Below are 15,769 nucleotides of genomic sequence, written 5' to 3'. Positions count from 1 at the left end.
TGTTATGTTTATCTGGCAAGGTTGCCTAGGGAGATCGCATGCGCGATACGCAAACTCGACGTCCTTCATCGTTGGCGCTGGCTGCCAGCGCGCTGGGGTTAACGCTAACGGCGCCGTTGGCCATGGCCAATGAGGCAGCAGAGCGATTGACCGAACGCCTCGACCCGCTGGAGAGCTATCAGGCATCGTTCGAGCAGCAGATTCTTGATGGTAGCGGCGAGCGGCTACAGGACGCGCGGGGCGAAATGTGGCTGTCTCGCCCCGGCCTGTTGCGCTGGGAGGTCGAAGCCCCTTATACGCAAACCGTGGTATCCGACGGTGACGATGTTTATCTCTACGACCCGGACCTTGAACAAGTGACCGTTCAGGCACTGGATGAGCGCGTGACCCACACGCCTGCGCTGTTGCTATCAGGCCAGGTCAGCGAGCTGACGGAGAGCTACGATGTCGAATATGAGCAGGACAGCGGCGATGACGTCTTTACGCTGGTGCCTACCTCGGTAGACACCTTGTTCGAGCAGCTACAGATGGTCTTCGACGGTGATATGCTCACCGAGCTGTGGATGACCGACAGCACCGGCCAGCGCACATCGATTACCTTCAGCAACGCCGAGCGCAATGGCGACATTGACGATGAGCGCTTCGAGTTCGACATCCCTGACGGTATTGATGTGATCCGCGAAGACCAGCGCTAGCCCACCCCCTTGACTCCTGAACAGAGGCCGATCAGGCATCCGATGCCTGATCGGCCTCTTTGTCTTGGGCATCGCGCCAGACCATGATGTCGGCAAAGCGCTTTTCCTGGCCGAATCCGCTGGGTTGGTAAAACGCCTGTTTGGGCAACTCGTCCGGCCAGCAGTCATGAGCACTGCCGGCCGGGTAGCCGTCAGGTTCGTTGTGCGCGTAACGGTAGCCTTCGCCATGGCCGAGCTGCTCCATCAGCTTGGTGGGCGCGTTACGCAGGTAGGTCGGCACTTCCACTTGGGGCTGTTGGCGGACGAACTGCTGGGCTTTGTTCCAGGCCTGGTCAATGCGATTGCTTTTGGGCGCCACCGCGAGGTGTATGGCCGCGTGGGCGATCGCCCGCTGGCCTTCGTAGTCGCCCAGGCGTAGATAAGCATCCCAGGCGGCGATGACCAGTGGCAGCGCGCGAGGGTCGGCGTTGCCCACGTCCTCGGAGGCAATGGCGCTGAGCCGCCGTACCACATCCAGCGGGTCGCCGCCGCCTTGAATGAAGCGTGCCATATACAGCAGGGCAGCGTCGGGCCGCGATGAGCGCACCGATTTGTGGATCGCCGAGAGCAGGTCGTAATAGGCGTCCCCCTGCTTGTCGAAGGCACTGGCCTGATGGCCAATCACATCGTTGAGTACGCTCTCGGGCAGCCTTTCGCGGCCTGCCTCCTGCAGGGTGAAGTCGCAGGCGGTTTCCAGCAGGCCCAATGCCCGACGGGCATCGCCGGCGCTGGCATGAGCCAGTGCGGTCAAAACTGGAGGGTCCACTTCGATGGCGCGCTTACCCAGCCCGCGTTCAGGGTCATCCAGCGCCTGGCGCATCACGCTGATCAATTCGTCTTCGGTGAGCGACTTGAGCACGTAGACTCGCGCCCGCGACAGCAGGGCCGAGTTGACTTCAAAGGACGGGTTTTCGGTCGTCGCACCAATCAGGGTCAAAAGCCCAGACTCCACGTGGGGAAGCAGGGCATCCTGCTGGCTCTTGTTCAATCGGTGAATTTCATCTAAAAATAAAATGGTCGAGGCGTTGATTTGTTGGGCACGATCGACCACCAGACGAATATCCTTCACCCCTGCCATGACGGCGCTGAGCTGCTCCAGATGGGCGTTTGACGCATGCGCGAGCAGCTCTGCCAGCGTGGTTTTCCCGACACCCGGTGGCCCCCACAGGATCATCGAGCGGACAACACCCGACTCTGCCATGCGGCGAAGTGGTTTATCCGGGCCAACGAGGGCTTGTTGGCCAATAAAGTCTTTAAGCTGGCGCGGCCGCATCCGATAGGCTAAGGGGGCATCGTCGGCTGGGTTTGAGCGGCTGAAAAGATCCATGGAAGCTCCGTTGATCGCTGACCCATCTGTTGGGTTTGTCATCTTAAGGTGTATGGTAAAGCATGTCTGCTCAGACTACCTTTGGCGTAAGACGATAAAGGAGACGGCCCAATGTTAAACCAACTGCGTTCGGATCATGCCAACATGGCAAGGATGCTGCACGTCCTGCAGCTCAAGCAAAAGACGCTGGCTCAGGGCGAACGTCCCAACTTTCAACTCATGCGCGAGGTTGTGGATTATATCTTGTCCTATATGGACGGCTTTGCCGTACCGCTGGAGCGAATCTGCGTCGAACGCCTGGGTAAGGTAGCCCCAGAGTACTCCTCGCTCACCGAAAAAATGGCCGAGGATTATCGGCAACTGACACCGCGTCTGCAGCAGCTATCCAATGATATCGATATGATTCTGATGGATAACGTCCTGCCGATGGATAGGTTTGCCGACGATTTGAAAGCCTATCTGGACGCTCACCGGGCCTACTTGCGCCACGAGCGTGAGGAGCTGTTCCCGTTAATCGACAAGCATTTCAGCGAAGATGACATGGAAGCGTTGCGCCAGTCGCTGCCGGCCGAGGCTCAACAATCCCTCGAGCGATTGCAGTTGGCGTACCCCGAGCTTTATGCCGAGCTGCGTGGCGCCGATGTGCCCAACGTCTAAGTTGGTCAATTGACCGGGCTTAAGATGGCTTATCAGCTAGCGCGTGCGTGTTAAACTAGGCGCCTTGATGAAACGCAGACTGGGTCAATAGGCAGAGGCGATAGTGGGCATAAGCAACGGCTGTAGCGTGAAAGGATGAGCCAGGGGCCTGTTCTTATATTTGATTCCGGCGTGGGCGGGCTTTCGGTAGCGGCAGCGCTACGGCAGCACTACCCCTACGCCGGTTTTTGCTATGCCTGCGACAACGCATGGCTGCCTTATGGCCTGCGTGACGACGCCACGCTTGCCGAGCGCATTGTGGCCGTTTGCCTGGCGGCCGTGGCGGCCTGCCAGCCCAGCGTATTGGTCGTCGCCTGCAATACCGCCAGCACCCTGGCCCTTGAAAGGCTGCGCTGGCATTTGACGATTCCCGTAGTGGGGACGGTACCGGCGATAAAGCCGGCGGCGGCGCTCAGCCAGACCCGCCATATCGCGCTGCTGGCCACCAGGGCCACCGTCGGTCGTCCCTACACCCAGGCATTGATCGACCGCTTTGCCAGCGACTGCGTGGTGACCAGGGTCGCAGCAGATGCTCTGGTGAGCGAAGCCGAAGCTTGGCTGGCAGGTCATCACCCCGATGAAGCGCGCCTCCAGGCAGCGATGGCGCCGCTCTGGCAGGCCGCTCAGCCAGAGCTCACCGCGCCCGTCCCGCCTACATCTGGGCCGCATGCCCCCGCGTTGGATACGATTGTGCTGGGCTGCACGCATTTCCCTCTGTTGAAACCCTGGTTGGTCGAGCTTGCCCCTGTGCCACTCAACTGGGTCGATTCCGGCGATGCCATCGCCCGGCGCGTCGGCCAGGTGGCGGGGACGCTGTTAACGAGTGCGGCGGACGGACGTTGCTTTACCACGGCACCGGCCCCGCATTTAACAGAGGGTCTGTCACGCTATGGTTTTCACCCCGCGCATCCCTTAACCCTTGCGCCTTGATATTTACGAATATTGTTTACGAATATAAAAAGGAGCCGCTTTGGCTATTCCTGTCGTTGACCCCGAACGCTATGCCGAACAACTCGCCGACAAGCAGGCCTATGTCGAACGCCTTTTTGCGTCCTTCGAGCCGCCGACCCTGGAGGTGTTTGCCTCGCCGCCCAGCCACTATCGCCAGCGCTGTGAGTTTCGTATCTGGCATGAGGGCGACGATCTTTTCTACGCCATGTTCGAGGTCACTCCGGGGAATCCCAAGAGCAAGCGCGTTATCCGGCTCGATCAGTTTCCGGTGGCCAGCGAGGCGATCAACCGGCTGATGCCACGCTTACGCGACGCCTTTCTGGCCAGCGACGAGCTGCGCCGTCGACTGTTCCAGGTCGAGTTTTTAACCACGCTCTCCGGCGAGGCGTTGGTGACGCTGATCTATCATCGTCCGCTGGGCGAGGACTGGGAAGCCGAGGCACGCGCGCTAGAGGCAGAGCTGGGTATCATGATCATTGGTCGTTCGCGCAAGCAGCGCCTGGTGCTTACCCGGGATCACGTCTGGGAGCGCCTGGACGTGAAGGGCCGTACGCTGCATTACCAGCAGGTCGAGAACAGCTTTACCCAGCCCAATGCGCATATCTGCCAGGCGATGCTGGGCTGGGCCTGTGACGTGACAGCGGGGCGTCAGCAAGAGGATTTAGTCGAGCTATATTGCGGTAACGGTAACTTCACCATTGCCCTGGCGAATAACTTCCGCCGCGTGTTGGCCACCGAAATCTCGCGCACTTCGGTTGCCAGTGCCAACGTCAACCTGGCCGCCAATGGCGTGACCAATGCCCAGGTGGCGCGGATGTCAGCTGAGGATTTCGCCCTGGCACTGAAAGGTGACAAAAGCGGCCGCCGTGTAGCGGAAATGGCGCTTGAGACATATGACTTTTCGACGGTGTTGGTGGACCCACCACGGGCCGGGCTTGATGAGCAAAGTTGCCAGCAGATCAGCGAATACGCCCAAATCGTCTATATTTCATGCAACCCGGCAACACTTGCCGAGAACCTGGCGCAACTGACGCAAACCCACAAGATTGAGCGCTTTGCGCTGTTTGACCAGTTTCCATTTACCGATCATTGTGAATGTGGGGTATGGCTTACACGGCGCGCATCACCATGATGATGCTCGGCAGGGTGATGCATAAGTGGTATGCGCTATGAGTAACCAGGCAGGTGGCTAGGGCGATGCCAGCGGGTAGCGTAAGCTAACCGTAGTGATGGCCTAAAGGCCTATTGTCCTTCGTTTTTTTGGCCAGGTGATGGCCCCGGCAGTAGAGGTGATGGATGCATTACGTTGCGATTGAAGAAAGTCGGCAAGATTTGTTGAAGCAGCTACAGGAACGTCTGCACGATCGCTTGGAGCCGACCCGCGCCGAGGCCATTGATGCCTTCGCGCGGCACTTCTACGCGACGGTGCCCGTTGAAGACCTGATTGACCGCCGCCTGGATGACCTTTATGGGGCGACACTGTCGATTTGGCAGTTCCTGCAGCACCACGACCCTCAAAACCCCAAAGTGCGTGTGTTCAACCCCGATTTCGAAGAGCATGGCTGGCAGTCGACCCATACCTTCGTGGCGGTGCTTCACGAGGACATGCCGTTTCTGGTCGATTCGGTGCGGATCGAACTCAACCGTCGCGGCTTAACGGTGCATGCCATTCAAAATGCGGTGTTGGCGGTGAGCCGCGATGCCCAGCACCAGTTGCAAGCGCTTGGTTCACCCCGCGATGCCAACGCACCCGAGGCGCGTGAATCCCTGGTGGTGATCGAAGTCGATCGCCACACCAATCCTGAGCTGTTGAGCACCATCGAGCACAATCTTCACGAGGTCTTGCGCGATGTGCGTACCGCCGTGGGTGATTTTGATGCCATGTGCGAGCAAATTCGCAGTTCGATTCAGGAGATCGAGAAAAACTGCCCGCCGCAAATCGACCCTGACGACCACGAAGAGGCGATTGCCTTTCTGGAATGGCTGCTCAAGGATAACTTCACCTTCCTTGGCTACGACGAATACCTGCTTGAAGATGGTGAGTTGACCCGCGACCCGGACAGCGTGCTGGGTGTGTTCCGTCTGGATCAGCCGCGCTACTGCGAGCGCATCCGTACCGAAGAGGGTATCGGCGACGACGATAACTATGTGCTGGTGCCGCAGTTGCTGTCGTTTGCCAAGAGTGCCCATCACTCCCGTGTCCATCGTCCCACCTATCCCGATTACATTACCGTCGACCGCTACGACGACGACGGCAACGTCATTGGTGAGCGGCGCTTCTTCGGCCTGTTTACGGCCACGGTGTATAACGAGTCGCCGCGCAATATTCCCCTGCTGCGCCGCAAGCTCAAGGCGGTCATGGATATCGCCGGGTTCAACCCTCAGGGGCATAACGGCAAGCAGTTGCTCCAGGTGCTGGAAGTGTATCCGCGCGATGACCTCTTCCAGATGAACACCGAGGCGCTGGCCAGCACGGCCTTGGGCATTCTGGATATTCGCGAACGCCGTCAGGTGCGGCTGTTCATTCGTGCCGATGTCAGCGGCAAGTTCTATTCGTGCCTGGTTTTCGTCCCGCGGGACGTGTTTTCCACGGACTTGCGTCAACGCATTCAACACCTGCTCTGCGACGAGTTGGACGCCCGCTTCGGGGACTTCAATACCTACCTGTCTGAGTCGGTACTGGCGCGTATCCAGCTGATCTTGCGCTTCAACGGCGATGAACCCAGCCAATACGATCTGAAACGCCTGGAAAACAAAGTTGCGCGCCTGGCGCGCAGCTGGCGCGATGATTTGCAGGCAGCGATGATAGAGGGGTTCGGCGAAGAGCAGGCCAACAACCTCATGGAGCAATTCCAGGAGGCGTTTTCTGCCAGCTACCGCGAAGACTTTACCGCGCGTACGGCGGTTTTCGACGTCCAGCACCTGCTGACCCTGGATAGCGAAAACGACCTGGCGCTGTCACTCTACCGGCCGCTGGAAGAGCAGAGCGGTGGCGTGAATCTGAAGCTGTTCCATCGGGCGTCGCAGATCCCACTGTCGGATGTGCTGCCGATGATGGAAAACCTTGGCCTGCGGGTCATTGGTGAGCGCCCCTACGACATCAACAGCCCTCAGCAGCGCTACTGGATCCATGATTTTGAGCTGGAGCACAGCGGCGCCGAGATGAGCCTGTCGGAAATGCGCGAAACGTTCAGCGAAGCGTTCAAGCGCATTTGGGTGGGTGAAGCCGATAACGACGCTTTCAACCGCTTGATCATCGGTGCAGGCCTGGACTGGCGGGAAGTGGCCATGCTGCGGGGCTATGCCCGCTACCTGAAGCAGATTCGTTTTGGCATGTCCCAGGATTATATCGCCACCACCCTGGCCAACTACCCGGTGATTACCCAGGCGCTGGTCGAGCTTTTCCAGCAGCGTTTCGACCCCGGCCTGGACGACCACGACACCAGCGACTGCATAGCGCGCATCAATGAGCACCTTGAAGCGGTGGCCAGTCTTAACGACGATCAACTGCTGCGCCGCTTCATGGAGCTTATCCAGGCGACGTTGCGGACCAATTATTACCAGCAAACCGAGAATGGCCGCGCCAAGGACTACATCGCCTACAAGCTTGAGCCATCCAAGGTCACCGGGATGCCCAAGCCGCGCCCGATGTTCGAGATTTTCGTTTGCTCGCCCCGGGTCGAAGGCGTGCACCTGCGCGGCGGCAAGGTGGCCCGGGGTGGGCTGCGCTGGTCCGACCGTCACGAAGATTTCCGCACGGAAGTGCTGGGGCTTGTTAAAGCACAGCAGGTCAAAAACGCCGTGATCGTGCCGGTGGGCGCGAAAGGCGGCTTCGTCTGCAAGCGCATGCCGGAGAGTGCCGACCGCGAGACCCAGCAGAAAGAAGGCATTGCCTGCTATCAGCTGTTTATCCGGGCGTTGCTGGATGTCACCGATAACCTTGTGATGGGCGATGTCGTGCCGCCACAACAGGTGGTACGCCACGACGAAGATGACGCCTATCTGGTGGTTGCCGCCGACAAGGGCACCGCGACCTTCTCGGATATTGCCAACGAAATCTCGCTGGAATACGGTCACTGGCTCGGGGATGCCTTCGCGTCCGGCGGGGCCAACGGCTATGACCACAAGAAGATGGGGATCACCGCCCGCGGGGCCTGGGAGTCGGTCAAGCGTCACTTTAAGAACCTGGATATCGATACCCAGCGTGATGAGTTCAGTGTGATCGGCATCGGTGACATGGCAGGCGATGTGTTTGGCAACGGCATGCTGTTGTCCGAGACGATCAAATTGGTGGGGGCCTTCAACCACCTGCATATCTTTGTCGATCCCACACCGGACCCGGCCGCTACCTTTGCCGAACGCCAGCGCTTGTTCAAACTGCCGCGTTCCAGCTGGGAGGATTACGATCAGACATTGATCTCTCAGGGCGGCGGTATTTTCAGCCGCAGCGCGAAATCGATCGTCATTACCCCTGAAATGCAGGCGGTGTTTGGCATTGAAGAGACGCGGCTGTCTCCCAACGAGTTGATCCGCGCCATGCTGGTCGCCAAGGTCGACTTGATCTGGAATGGCGGCATCGGTACCTACGTGAAAGGCTCGGAAGAAACCGACGCAGAGGTGGGTGATAAAGCCAACGATTCACTGCGCATCAACGGCAACGACCTTAACTGTCGTGTGGTCGGCGAGGGCGGTAACCTGGGCCTGACTCAGTTGGGCCGCATGGAAGCCGCCGCCAAAGGCGTGCGGGTTTACACTGACTTTATCGACAATGCCGGGGGCGTTAACTGCTCCGACCACGAAGTGAATATCAAGATACTGGTCGATGAAGTGGTCAAACGCGGTGACATGACCGACAAGCAGCGCAACCAGTTGCTGGCCGAGATGACCGATGAGGTGTCTGACCTGGTCATTCTGGATAACTACCGTCAGACCCAGGCGCTGGATCTCTCGGCGATTCTTTCCCAGCAGGGGATGGGGCCTTACCGGCGCTTTATCAGCGAGCTGGAGTCGGCGGGGCAGATTGATCGGGAACTTGAATTCCTGCCCACCGACGAGGTACTGAAAGAGCGTTCAAGTCAGCAGCAGGGAATGCGCCTGCCAGAGCTATCGGTGTTGATTTCGTACGCCAAGAGCACGCTGAAAGGCGATCTGATCACCTCTGAGGTGCCCGATGATCCCTATATCCACCAACACCTCGAGCGGCTGTTCCCGGCGGTGCTGACCGAGCGCTACCGGGCGGAAATGTATGATCACCGTCTGAAGCGTGAAATCGTCGCCACCCAGGTGGCCAACGACCTTGTCGATCACATGGGCATTGTGTTCGTACGTCGGCTGATGGACTCGACCGGCGCTGGTCGGGCGGACATCGCGCGGGCTTATGTGGTTGCCCGGGATAGCTTCAACCTGCATTCCCTATGGGCCCAGCTGGAAGCGCTGGATAATCAGGTGCCCAACCACGTCCAGTACGCGATGATGCTGGACGTGATGCGCATGGTCCGCCGCGCGACCCGCTGGTTCCTGCGTCAGCACATGGGGCTTTCGACCCAGGACACCATCGAGTACTTCCGGCCGCGCCTGGCGCAGCTTCAGGAAGGCATTGGCGAGCTGTTGAGCGGTGAGGAGCAAGCGGCATGGCAGCAACGCTATGCAGAGCTACAGTCAGCGGGCGTGCCGGATACGCTGGCCTCGACCGTCGCAGCGGCTCCCAGCCTGTATGCGGGGCTGGGCATTATCCAGGCGGCCCGGGCCACCAACGAGAAACCTCAGCGAGTCGCCGAGGTGTTCTACGAGATTGGCAGCCGTCTGGAGCTCCCCTGGATGATCCAGCAGGTCACCCAGCTAGAGGTGCGCGACGCCTGGCAGGCCCAGGCGCGGGAAACCTTCCGCGACGACATCGATCGCCAGCAGCTTGCGCTGACCACCAGCGTACTCAAGCTGGAAGCGGGCAGCCGCGATACCCAGGAGCGGGTTGCCCAGTGGCTGGAGCAGCATGCGGACCTGCATCGCCGCTGGTGCCGCCTGATCGACGAGGTGCGCGGCGGCAGCGAAGGCGGTTTTGCGCTGTTTGCGGTGGCTATCCGTGAACTGGTTGACTTGGCGGAAAGTGATAGCGAAAGCTAGTTCTGACGCTTTCACGGATGTATCAAGCGCGCCCACTCGGGCGCGCTTTTTAGGTTATACTGGCGCCCGATTTTTGCCTTCCTGCTTCAAGAGACTCGCCATGTACACCCTTGCCCGCTCGCTATTATTCCGTATCGACCCTGAAGCTTCCCACGGCATGGCGCTTCGGGCTCTGGACGCGTTGCATCGGGTTGGCGGTGTTAAGCGCATGGTGGGCAACCCCGTTGATGACCCGGTCCAGCTCATGGGGCTGCGCTTTCCCAACCGGGTGGGGCTGGCGGCAGGCTTGGACAAGGATGCCGATCATCTCGACGCTCTGGGTGAGCTTGGCTTCGGGTTTATTGAGGTGGGCACCGTCACGCCAGTGGCCCAGCCGGGTAATCCGAAGCCACGCCTGTTTCGTCTTGCCGGACACGAGGCCATCATTAACCGTTTCGGGTTTAATAACCAAGGTGTGGCACATCTGGTCGCGCAGGTAAAGCGGCGTCACTATAGCGGTGTCGTGGGCATTAATATCGGCAAAAACCTGACCACGTCGGTTGACGATGCGTTGGGCGATTACCTGGCCTGCCTGGAAGCGGTTCATGGGGTCGCCGATTATGTGACCGTGAATATTTCGTCACCCAATACCCCTGGACTGCGCACGCTGCAGTTCGGCGCTCAGTTGGATGACCTCCTGGGTCCCATCCGGTCTCGCAGCCTGGCACTGGATGAGCAAACCGGCCGCCGTGTCCCCTTGCTGGTGAAAATCGCTCCGGATATGAACGACGAAGAAGTGGCGTTGGTGGCGAGCAGCATCGAGCGCAACGCCCTTGACGGGGTGATCGCCACCAATACCACCATCTCACGGGAAGCGGTGGCGGGTGACCCTCAGGCTGACGAAGCGGGGGGGCTCTCGGGCAAGCCGGTGTTTGAAGCGTCGAACCGTATCATTCGTCTGCTGCGGGCTCGCTTGCCGGATTTGCCGATTATCGGCGTGGGCGGTATCGACAGCGGCGACGCCGCCAGGGCTAAGTGCGATGCTGGCGCGGATCTGGTGCAACTGTATTCCGGACTGATTTATCGTGGGCCAACGCTTGTCAGCGAGTGTGCCGAGGCGTTAAAGAAGCGCTAAAAAGCCCGCTTGGTGAGCGGGCTTATGGGATGTTCAGTAAAACGATGTTTGGTGATTAGGATCGAAAAGGTTAGGTCATTACCGTGGGGTTTTTATGGATGCCGGAGACACCGGTCATGCCATCCCACTGGTCGCCGCGACCTTCACGCCAACCGCTCATCCAGTATTCGCGTAAATTAACCTCTTGACTGGGGCAATCATCACGGGAGCGACCCGTAACGCCCGCTTTGTAGCCATGTACATAAGCCCGCTGGAAGCGATCACGTTTTTGTCGTTTCATTGGCTAACCTCTTTTTATGAAAGCCTTTGAGATGAAATGACGGGTTGCGAGATAGTCAACATCGCTCTATGACTCGCTCCGTCATTCCGAGAGCTAACTTCAAGAGTGAACTGCCATTCCGGCACCGTGGTCTAGCACTCACGTGCTGAACCCACCGGGCGGCTCGCTCGTAGACGCCACGGGTCGTTGAGACGTTCTTCAAGACCCTGGCAGGCAACGCATGCGTTTTCAGTAGCTACTCTCTTATTGTTAGACCATGATGGGGTCACTTGTCGACCATCAAATTGTCATAAGACGTAAACTCATTTGCAATATATAGGAATATCGCGCGGTTACGCGCAGCCATTACCATGACCGAGTCGAGCCAAATTGCCCCCCTAGAGCTGCTGGCAACGTGCCCCAAGGGTATCGAAAGCCTGCTTGCCGACGAACTGACCGCCTTGGGCGCTTCCCCAGGTAAAACCACCGTGGCAGGCGTGTACTTCGCTGCTGATCAGGCCACGGCCTATCGGGTTTGCCTGTGGTCGCGGCTTGCCAACCGTATCATCCTGATCCTGGCCCGCGAGCCGATGATCGAAACCGCCGACCAGTTACGCACTGTGGTGGCGGGCATCGACTGGACGCGGCACTTGGCCCCGGGGCGGACGATGGCAGTGGATTTCCACGGCCGCAGCGACCACATTCGCCACACCCGCTTTGGCGCGCAGACGGTCAAGGATGGGGTCGTTGACGCCTTGCAGTTGGCAGGGCAGGCGCGCCCCACCGTGGATACCAAGACGCCGCACCTGCGCCTATACGCCCACCTGCACCGGGCCAATGCGACCCTGGGTATCGACCTGTCCGGGGAAAGCCTGCACCGGCGTGGCTATCGCCGCGATGTGGGCCACGCGCCGTTGAAAGAAAACCTGGCCGCCGCCCTGCTGGTGCGCGCGGGCTGGCCTGAGCGCGCTAAAGCGGGCGAGCCGCTGATTGACCCCCTGTGCGGCGCGGGGACGCTGTTGATTGAGGCTGGCCTGATGGCGGCCGACCAGGCGCCCAACCTGCACCGCGAACGTTTCGGCTTTCACGGCTGGGCGGGTCATGATGAGGCCGAGTGGCGAGAGCTCAAGCGAGAAGCGGACGCACGGGCGTCGATTGGTCGCAAGCGTTGTAAAACGTCACTGACCGGCTTTGATGAAAGCCCGGCAGCGCTGTCGGCCGCCAAGGCCAACGCCATGCGCGCGGGCATTCCGGCGCTGATTCATCTGCACGGCCAACGTCTTTCACAACTGACGCGGCCTGCCGAGCTGACCGCCGAGCAGGGGCTAATGATTACCAACCCTCCCTACGGCGAACGTTTGGGCGAGCTGCCCGAGCTGGTTCAGCTGTATGCTCAATTGGGTGAAAAAGCCAAGGCGCTGTTTCCGGGCTGGACCCTTGCTGTATTTACCGGCAATCCGGACCTGGGGCATCGGCTTGGGTTGCGCGCCCACAAGCAGTACGCGCTGAAAAACGGCGCCCTGGACGCCAAGCTGTTATTGATGACCATTGAGCACCGGGTCAGTCGGGGGGAAGAGGACGACAGCGAACCCTCGACGACCGTGCAGGCCGCACCCAAAGGGTCCGAGAACGCGCAGATGTTTGCCAACCGGCTGGCAAAGAACCAGAAGCGCCTGAAAAAGTGGCTCAAGCAAAGCGGCGAAAGCTGCTACCGGCTATACGATGCGGACATGCCCGAGTACGCCCTGGCGGTCGATCGCTACGGCGACCATGTGCACGTCCAGGAGTATGCCGCACCGCGTTCGGTGGACCCCTCCCAGGCACAAAAGCGCCTGTTCGATGCGCTGGAGGTCATGCCCGACGCACTGGGTGTCGACCCCAGTAGGATCCATGTTAAACGCCGTGAGCGGCAAACCGGCAACGCCCAGTACCAAAAACGCGATGCCAGCGGCGAACGCTTCGAGGTCCGCGAGGGCGATGCCCGACTATGGGTCAACCTGCGTGATTATCTGGACACGGGGCTGTTTCTTGACCACCGGCCCGTGCGGCGCATGCTGTTTGAGATGGCCAGCGGCAAGCGCTTCCTGAACCTGTTCTGCTATACCGCCACTGCCACGGTACAGGCCGCCCTGGGCGGTGCCAGCGACAGCGTGAGCGTGGATATGTCCAATACCTATCTTGAGTGGGCGCGGGATAACTTCACGCTCAACAAGCTCGACCCCAGGCTGCATCGGGTGGTGCGCGACGACTGCTTCCGCTGGCTGGAAACCGCCAACGCCGAGTTCGATCTGATTTTCATGGACCCGCCGACGTTCTCCAATTCCAAGAAGATGCGCGATACGCTGGATGTTCAGCGCGATCATCCGCGCTTGGTGGAATTGGCCATGGCGCGGCTGGCGCCAGGCGGCACTCTGGTATTTTCCAATAACCAGCGGCGCTTCAAGCTGGATGAGTCGCTTGGCGAGCGCTTCGTGGTCGAGGATATGACCGCGCGCAGCTTTGACCCGGATTTTCAGCGGCGCAGCAATGCACACCAGGTGTTTCTGTTACGCCACCGCGGGTAATATTATTTAGGTCATGCAACATGATTCGGCTAACGCTCTACACCACCCAAGGCTGCCATCTTTGCGCTGAACTGGAGGCGCGGGTGGCGGCGTTAACCCGGCAGCCCATTGCGTGGCAACGGATTGAGGTGGCCGACGATGAAACGCTGCTGGCACGCTATGGCGAGCGCATTCCCGTGTTGGCGGACGACGCAGGAAGCGAACTGGAAGGTGGATACGCGCTCGAGTGCCTGTGCGACTGGCTGCGAGCGCGGGGCTGGCTGGATGAAGCGGCTCTCAGTGATTTAATGTCACCCGCCGAGGTCACTGCGCCGAAAGGGGGGTATCAGCGCAACGGGCGGCGTTTTCTGGGGTAGGAGGCGTCAAGTTGATCGGTTTTAGACCGTATCCAGCAGCGAAAGCTGGCGCATGGCTTCCTGGCCTTCGGGCGTGTTGTCAGCCACTTCGAGCACCTTGCGAAAGCCGCGTGAGGCCTGAATGGTGGTTTCATCTTCCAGCCACATATGGGCCTGGGCCAGGGTGTCGGCCAGTTGGTGTTTCAGGCCGCCAAACTGAGTGCCGATCTGTCCCCAGGCGCGGCTGAAGATCCAGTCACCCAGCATGTCCTGGTGAATATGCACCAGCACGTAGTCATGGTCGGTTTCCCAGCGTACGATCAAAACAGTCTCCTTGGCATTCTCTGTAACGCCTCCTTAAACCTGCCTGCAGCAAAAGCGTTGCGGGCGTATTGTAAAGCCCGGATAAGCAAACGCCTATGAAAGTTGTTATCGACGCCCATATTCCAGCCGCCGACGCCTGCTTTGGCGCCTTCGGCACGCTTGAGCGCGTGCCCGGTCGCGAGATTGGCACCGCTGAGGTGGCCGATGCCGATGCGCTGATTGTCCGCTCGGTGACCCAGGTGAATCAGGCGTTACTTGCCAATAGCCGCGTGGGCTTTGTCGGTACCTGTACCATTGGCACCGACCACGTCGACCAGACCTTTCTTGAGGAGCAGGGTATCGGCTTTGCCAGCGCCCCGGGCTGCAACGCCGAGGCGGTTGTCGATTACGTGCTCAGCAGCTTGCTGACGCTCGCCGAGCGCGAGGGGTGGGCACTGAGTGAGCGCAGCGTTGGCGTGGTGGGGGTGGGCAATGTGGGCAGTCGACTGCTTTCACGGTTGAAGGCATTGGGAATATCGGTGCTGGCCTGCGATCCACCCAGGGCCGAGCAGGAAGGCACTCATGGCTTTACTGACCTCGATGAACTCATCGCCCGTTGCGATGTGCTGTGTCTGCATACGCCGCTGGTGGCGTCCGGTGCTCATGCCACACAGCATCTGCTCAACGCACAGCGAATCAACGAGCTTACGCCGGGCAGCGTGCTGCTGAACGCCGGGCGGGGTGACTGCGTGGACGGCCTGGCACTGCGCAGTCGGCTGGCGGGCCAGGGCGATATCACTGCCGTGCTTGATGTATGGGAACAGGAACCTGCCATCGACGCTAATCTGCACGATCTGGCGACCCTGGCAACGCCTCACATCGCGGGCCACAGCCTGGACGGCAAGCTGCGCGGCAGCTGGATGATCCACCAGGCATTGGCGGATCATCTGGGCCAGGCGAGCTCGTTGGGGTTTGACGAACTCTGTCCGCCGCCTGCGCTTAAGCGCCTGACGCTTGAGCAGGCGCTGCCGGTGGAGGATGCGCTCAGACTCTGCGCCCGGGCAGTGTATGACGTGCGCCGTGACCACGACACCCTACATCGCCAGGTGCGCCAGTCGGGGATGGCAAAAGGCTTTGACCATTGCCGCGCCCACTACCCGCTGCGCCGCGAGTTTGCCACGCTCGAAGTGCAGTTGAAGGACGCTGCCAGCGTGCTGATTGAGCCACTCAGCGCGGCGGGGTTTCAGGTAAGTGTTGCGTAGTCAAAAGCAGTGTTTGATAGAGAGGTCCTAAACCTTTCTCGCTATTCCCTATCTAAATGATGGCGATATTTGCTATGTTAAAAGAACTCAATCAAGGGGAGTCG

General features: G+C 59.8%; 12 protein-coding genes. 9 read left to right on the top strand and 3 right to left on the bottom strand.

The genetic code is table 11. The annotated features are described in order from the left end of the window. Positions 1 to 38 precede the first annotated feature (38 nt). Positions 39 to 695, top strand: coding sequence for an outer membrane lipoprotein chaperone LolA (lolA, locus tag ADS46_RS06865; RefSeq protein ID WP_066318007.1), 657 nt, complete (start codon positions 39 to 41; stop codon positions 693 to 695). A 31-nt stretch (positions 696 to 726) separates the two neighbouring features. Here lolA and ADS46_RS06860 read toward each other — a convergent pair whose 3' ends face one another. After that, positions 727 to 2,061 (bottom strand): replication-associated recombination protein A, encoded by a 1,335-nt coding sequence (locus tag ADS46_RS06860; protein ID WP_066318005.1) that lies wholly within the window; start codon positions 2,059 to 2,061, stop codon positions 727 to 729. A gap of 111 nt (positions 2,062 to 2,172) precedes the next feature. Between ADS46_RS06860 and ADS46_RS06855 the strand changes: the two genes are divergently transcribed. From ADS46_RS06855 to ADS46_RS06835, 5 genes are all read left to right on the top strand, one after another. Further along, complete coding sequence (locus tag ADS46_RS06855) at positions 2,173 to 2,718, top strand: hemerythrin domain-containing protein (RefSeq protein ID WP_066318002.1); 546 nt, start codon at positions 2,173 to 2,175, stop codon at positions 2,716 to 2,718. 135 nt (positions 2,719 to 2,853) lie between these two features. After that, positions 2,854 to 3,687 carry a glutamate racemase gene (locus ADS46_RS06850; RefSeq protein ID WP_066318001.1) on the top strand — a complete coding sequence of 278 codons (834 nt, stop codon included), beginning with the start codon at positions 2,854 to 2,856 and terminating at the stop codon, positions 3,685 to 3,687. A 40-nt stretch (positions 3,688 to 3,727) separates the two neighbouring features. After that, on the top strand, positions 3,728 to 4,840 hold the full coding sequence (gene trmA, locus ADS46_RS06845) for a tRNA (uridine(54)-C5)-methyltransferase TrmA (protein ID WP_066318000.1): 1,113 nt from the start codon (positions 3,728 to 3,730) through the stop codon (positions 4,838 to 4,840). A 164-nt stretch (positions 4,841 to 5,004) separates the two neighbouring features. Continuing rightward, positions 5,005 to 9,828, top strand: a complete 4,824-nt coding sequence (locus ADS46_RS06840; protein WP_066317999.1) for an NAD-glutamate dehydrogenase — start codon at positions 5,005 to 5,007, stop codon at positions 9,826 to 9,828. A 100-nt stretch (positions 9,829 to 9,928) separates the two neighbouring features. Continuing rightward, on the top strand, positions 9,929 to 10,942 hold the full coding sequence (locus tag ADS46_RS06835) for a quinone-dependent dihydroorotate dehydrogenase (RefSeq protein WP_066317997.1): 1,014 nt from the start codon (positions 9,929 to 9,931) through the stop codon (positions 10,940 to 10,942). Positions 10,943 to 11,012: 70 nt separating this feature from the next. On the opposite strand, the gene rmf is transcribed toward ADS46_RS06835, so the two are convergent. Continuing rightward, positions 11,013 to 11,222, bottom strand: coding sequence for a ribosome modulation factor (rmf, locus tag ADS46_RS06830; protein ID WP_066317995.1), 210 nt, complete (start codon positions 11,220 to 11,222; stop codon positions 11,013 to 11,015). 350 nt (positions 11,223 to 11,572) lie between these two features. Here rmf and rlmKL point away from each other — a divergent pair, with 350 nt between their 5' ends. Together rlmKL and ADS46_RS06820 are read left to right on the top strand one after the other, a co-directional pair. Beyond that, the gene (rlmKL, locus tag ADS46_RS06825) at positions 11,573 to 13,765 is read left to right on the top strand and encodes a bifunctional 23S rRNA (guanine(2069)-N(7))-methyltransferase RlmK/23S rRNA (guanine(2445)-N(2))-methyltransferase RlmL (RefSeq protein ID WP_066317991.1); all 2,193 of its coding nucleotides are present in this window, start codon (positions 11,573 to 11,575) and stop codon (positions 13,763 to 13,765) included. A 20-nt stretch (positions 13,766 to 13,785) separates the two neighbouring features. Then, positions 13,786 to 14,121 (top strand): glutaredoxin family protein, encoded by a 336-nt coding sequence (locus tag ADS46_RS06820; RefSeq protein WP_066317990.1) that lies wholly within the window; start codon positions 13,786 to 13,788, stop codon positions 14,119 to 14,121. A 21-nt stretch (positions 14,122 to 14,142) separates the two neighbouring features. Here ADS46_RS06820 and ADS46_RS06815 read toward each other — a convergent pair whose 3' ends face one another. Next, a complete protein-coding gene (locus ADS46_RS06815; RefSeq protein WP_066317989.1) occupies positions 14,143 to 14,424 on the bottom strand; it encodes a hypothetical protein in 282 nt (93 codons plus the stop codon). A 95-nt stretch (positions 14,425 to 14,519) separates the two neighbouring features. On the opposite strand from ADS46_RS06815, the gene pdxB reads away from it, so the two are divergent. Beyond that, positions 14,520 to 15,665, top strand: coding sequence for a 4-phosphoerythronate dehydrogenase PdxB (gene pdxB, locus ADS46_RS06810; protein ID WP_066317988.1), 1,146 nt, complete (start codon positions 14,520 to 14,522; stop codon positions 15,663 to 15,665). The last annotated feature ends 104 nt before the right edge of the window (positions 15,666 to 15,769 follow it).

The organism is Halomonas sp. G11 (genome assembly GCF_001663515.1).
Lineage (GTDB): Bacteria > Pseudomonadota > Gammaproteobacteria > Pseudomonadales > Halomonadaceae > Vreelandella.
Note: the sequence above shows the minus strand (reverse complement) of the source record. Positions and strands in the feature narration are given on the sequence as shown.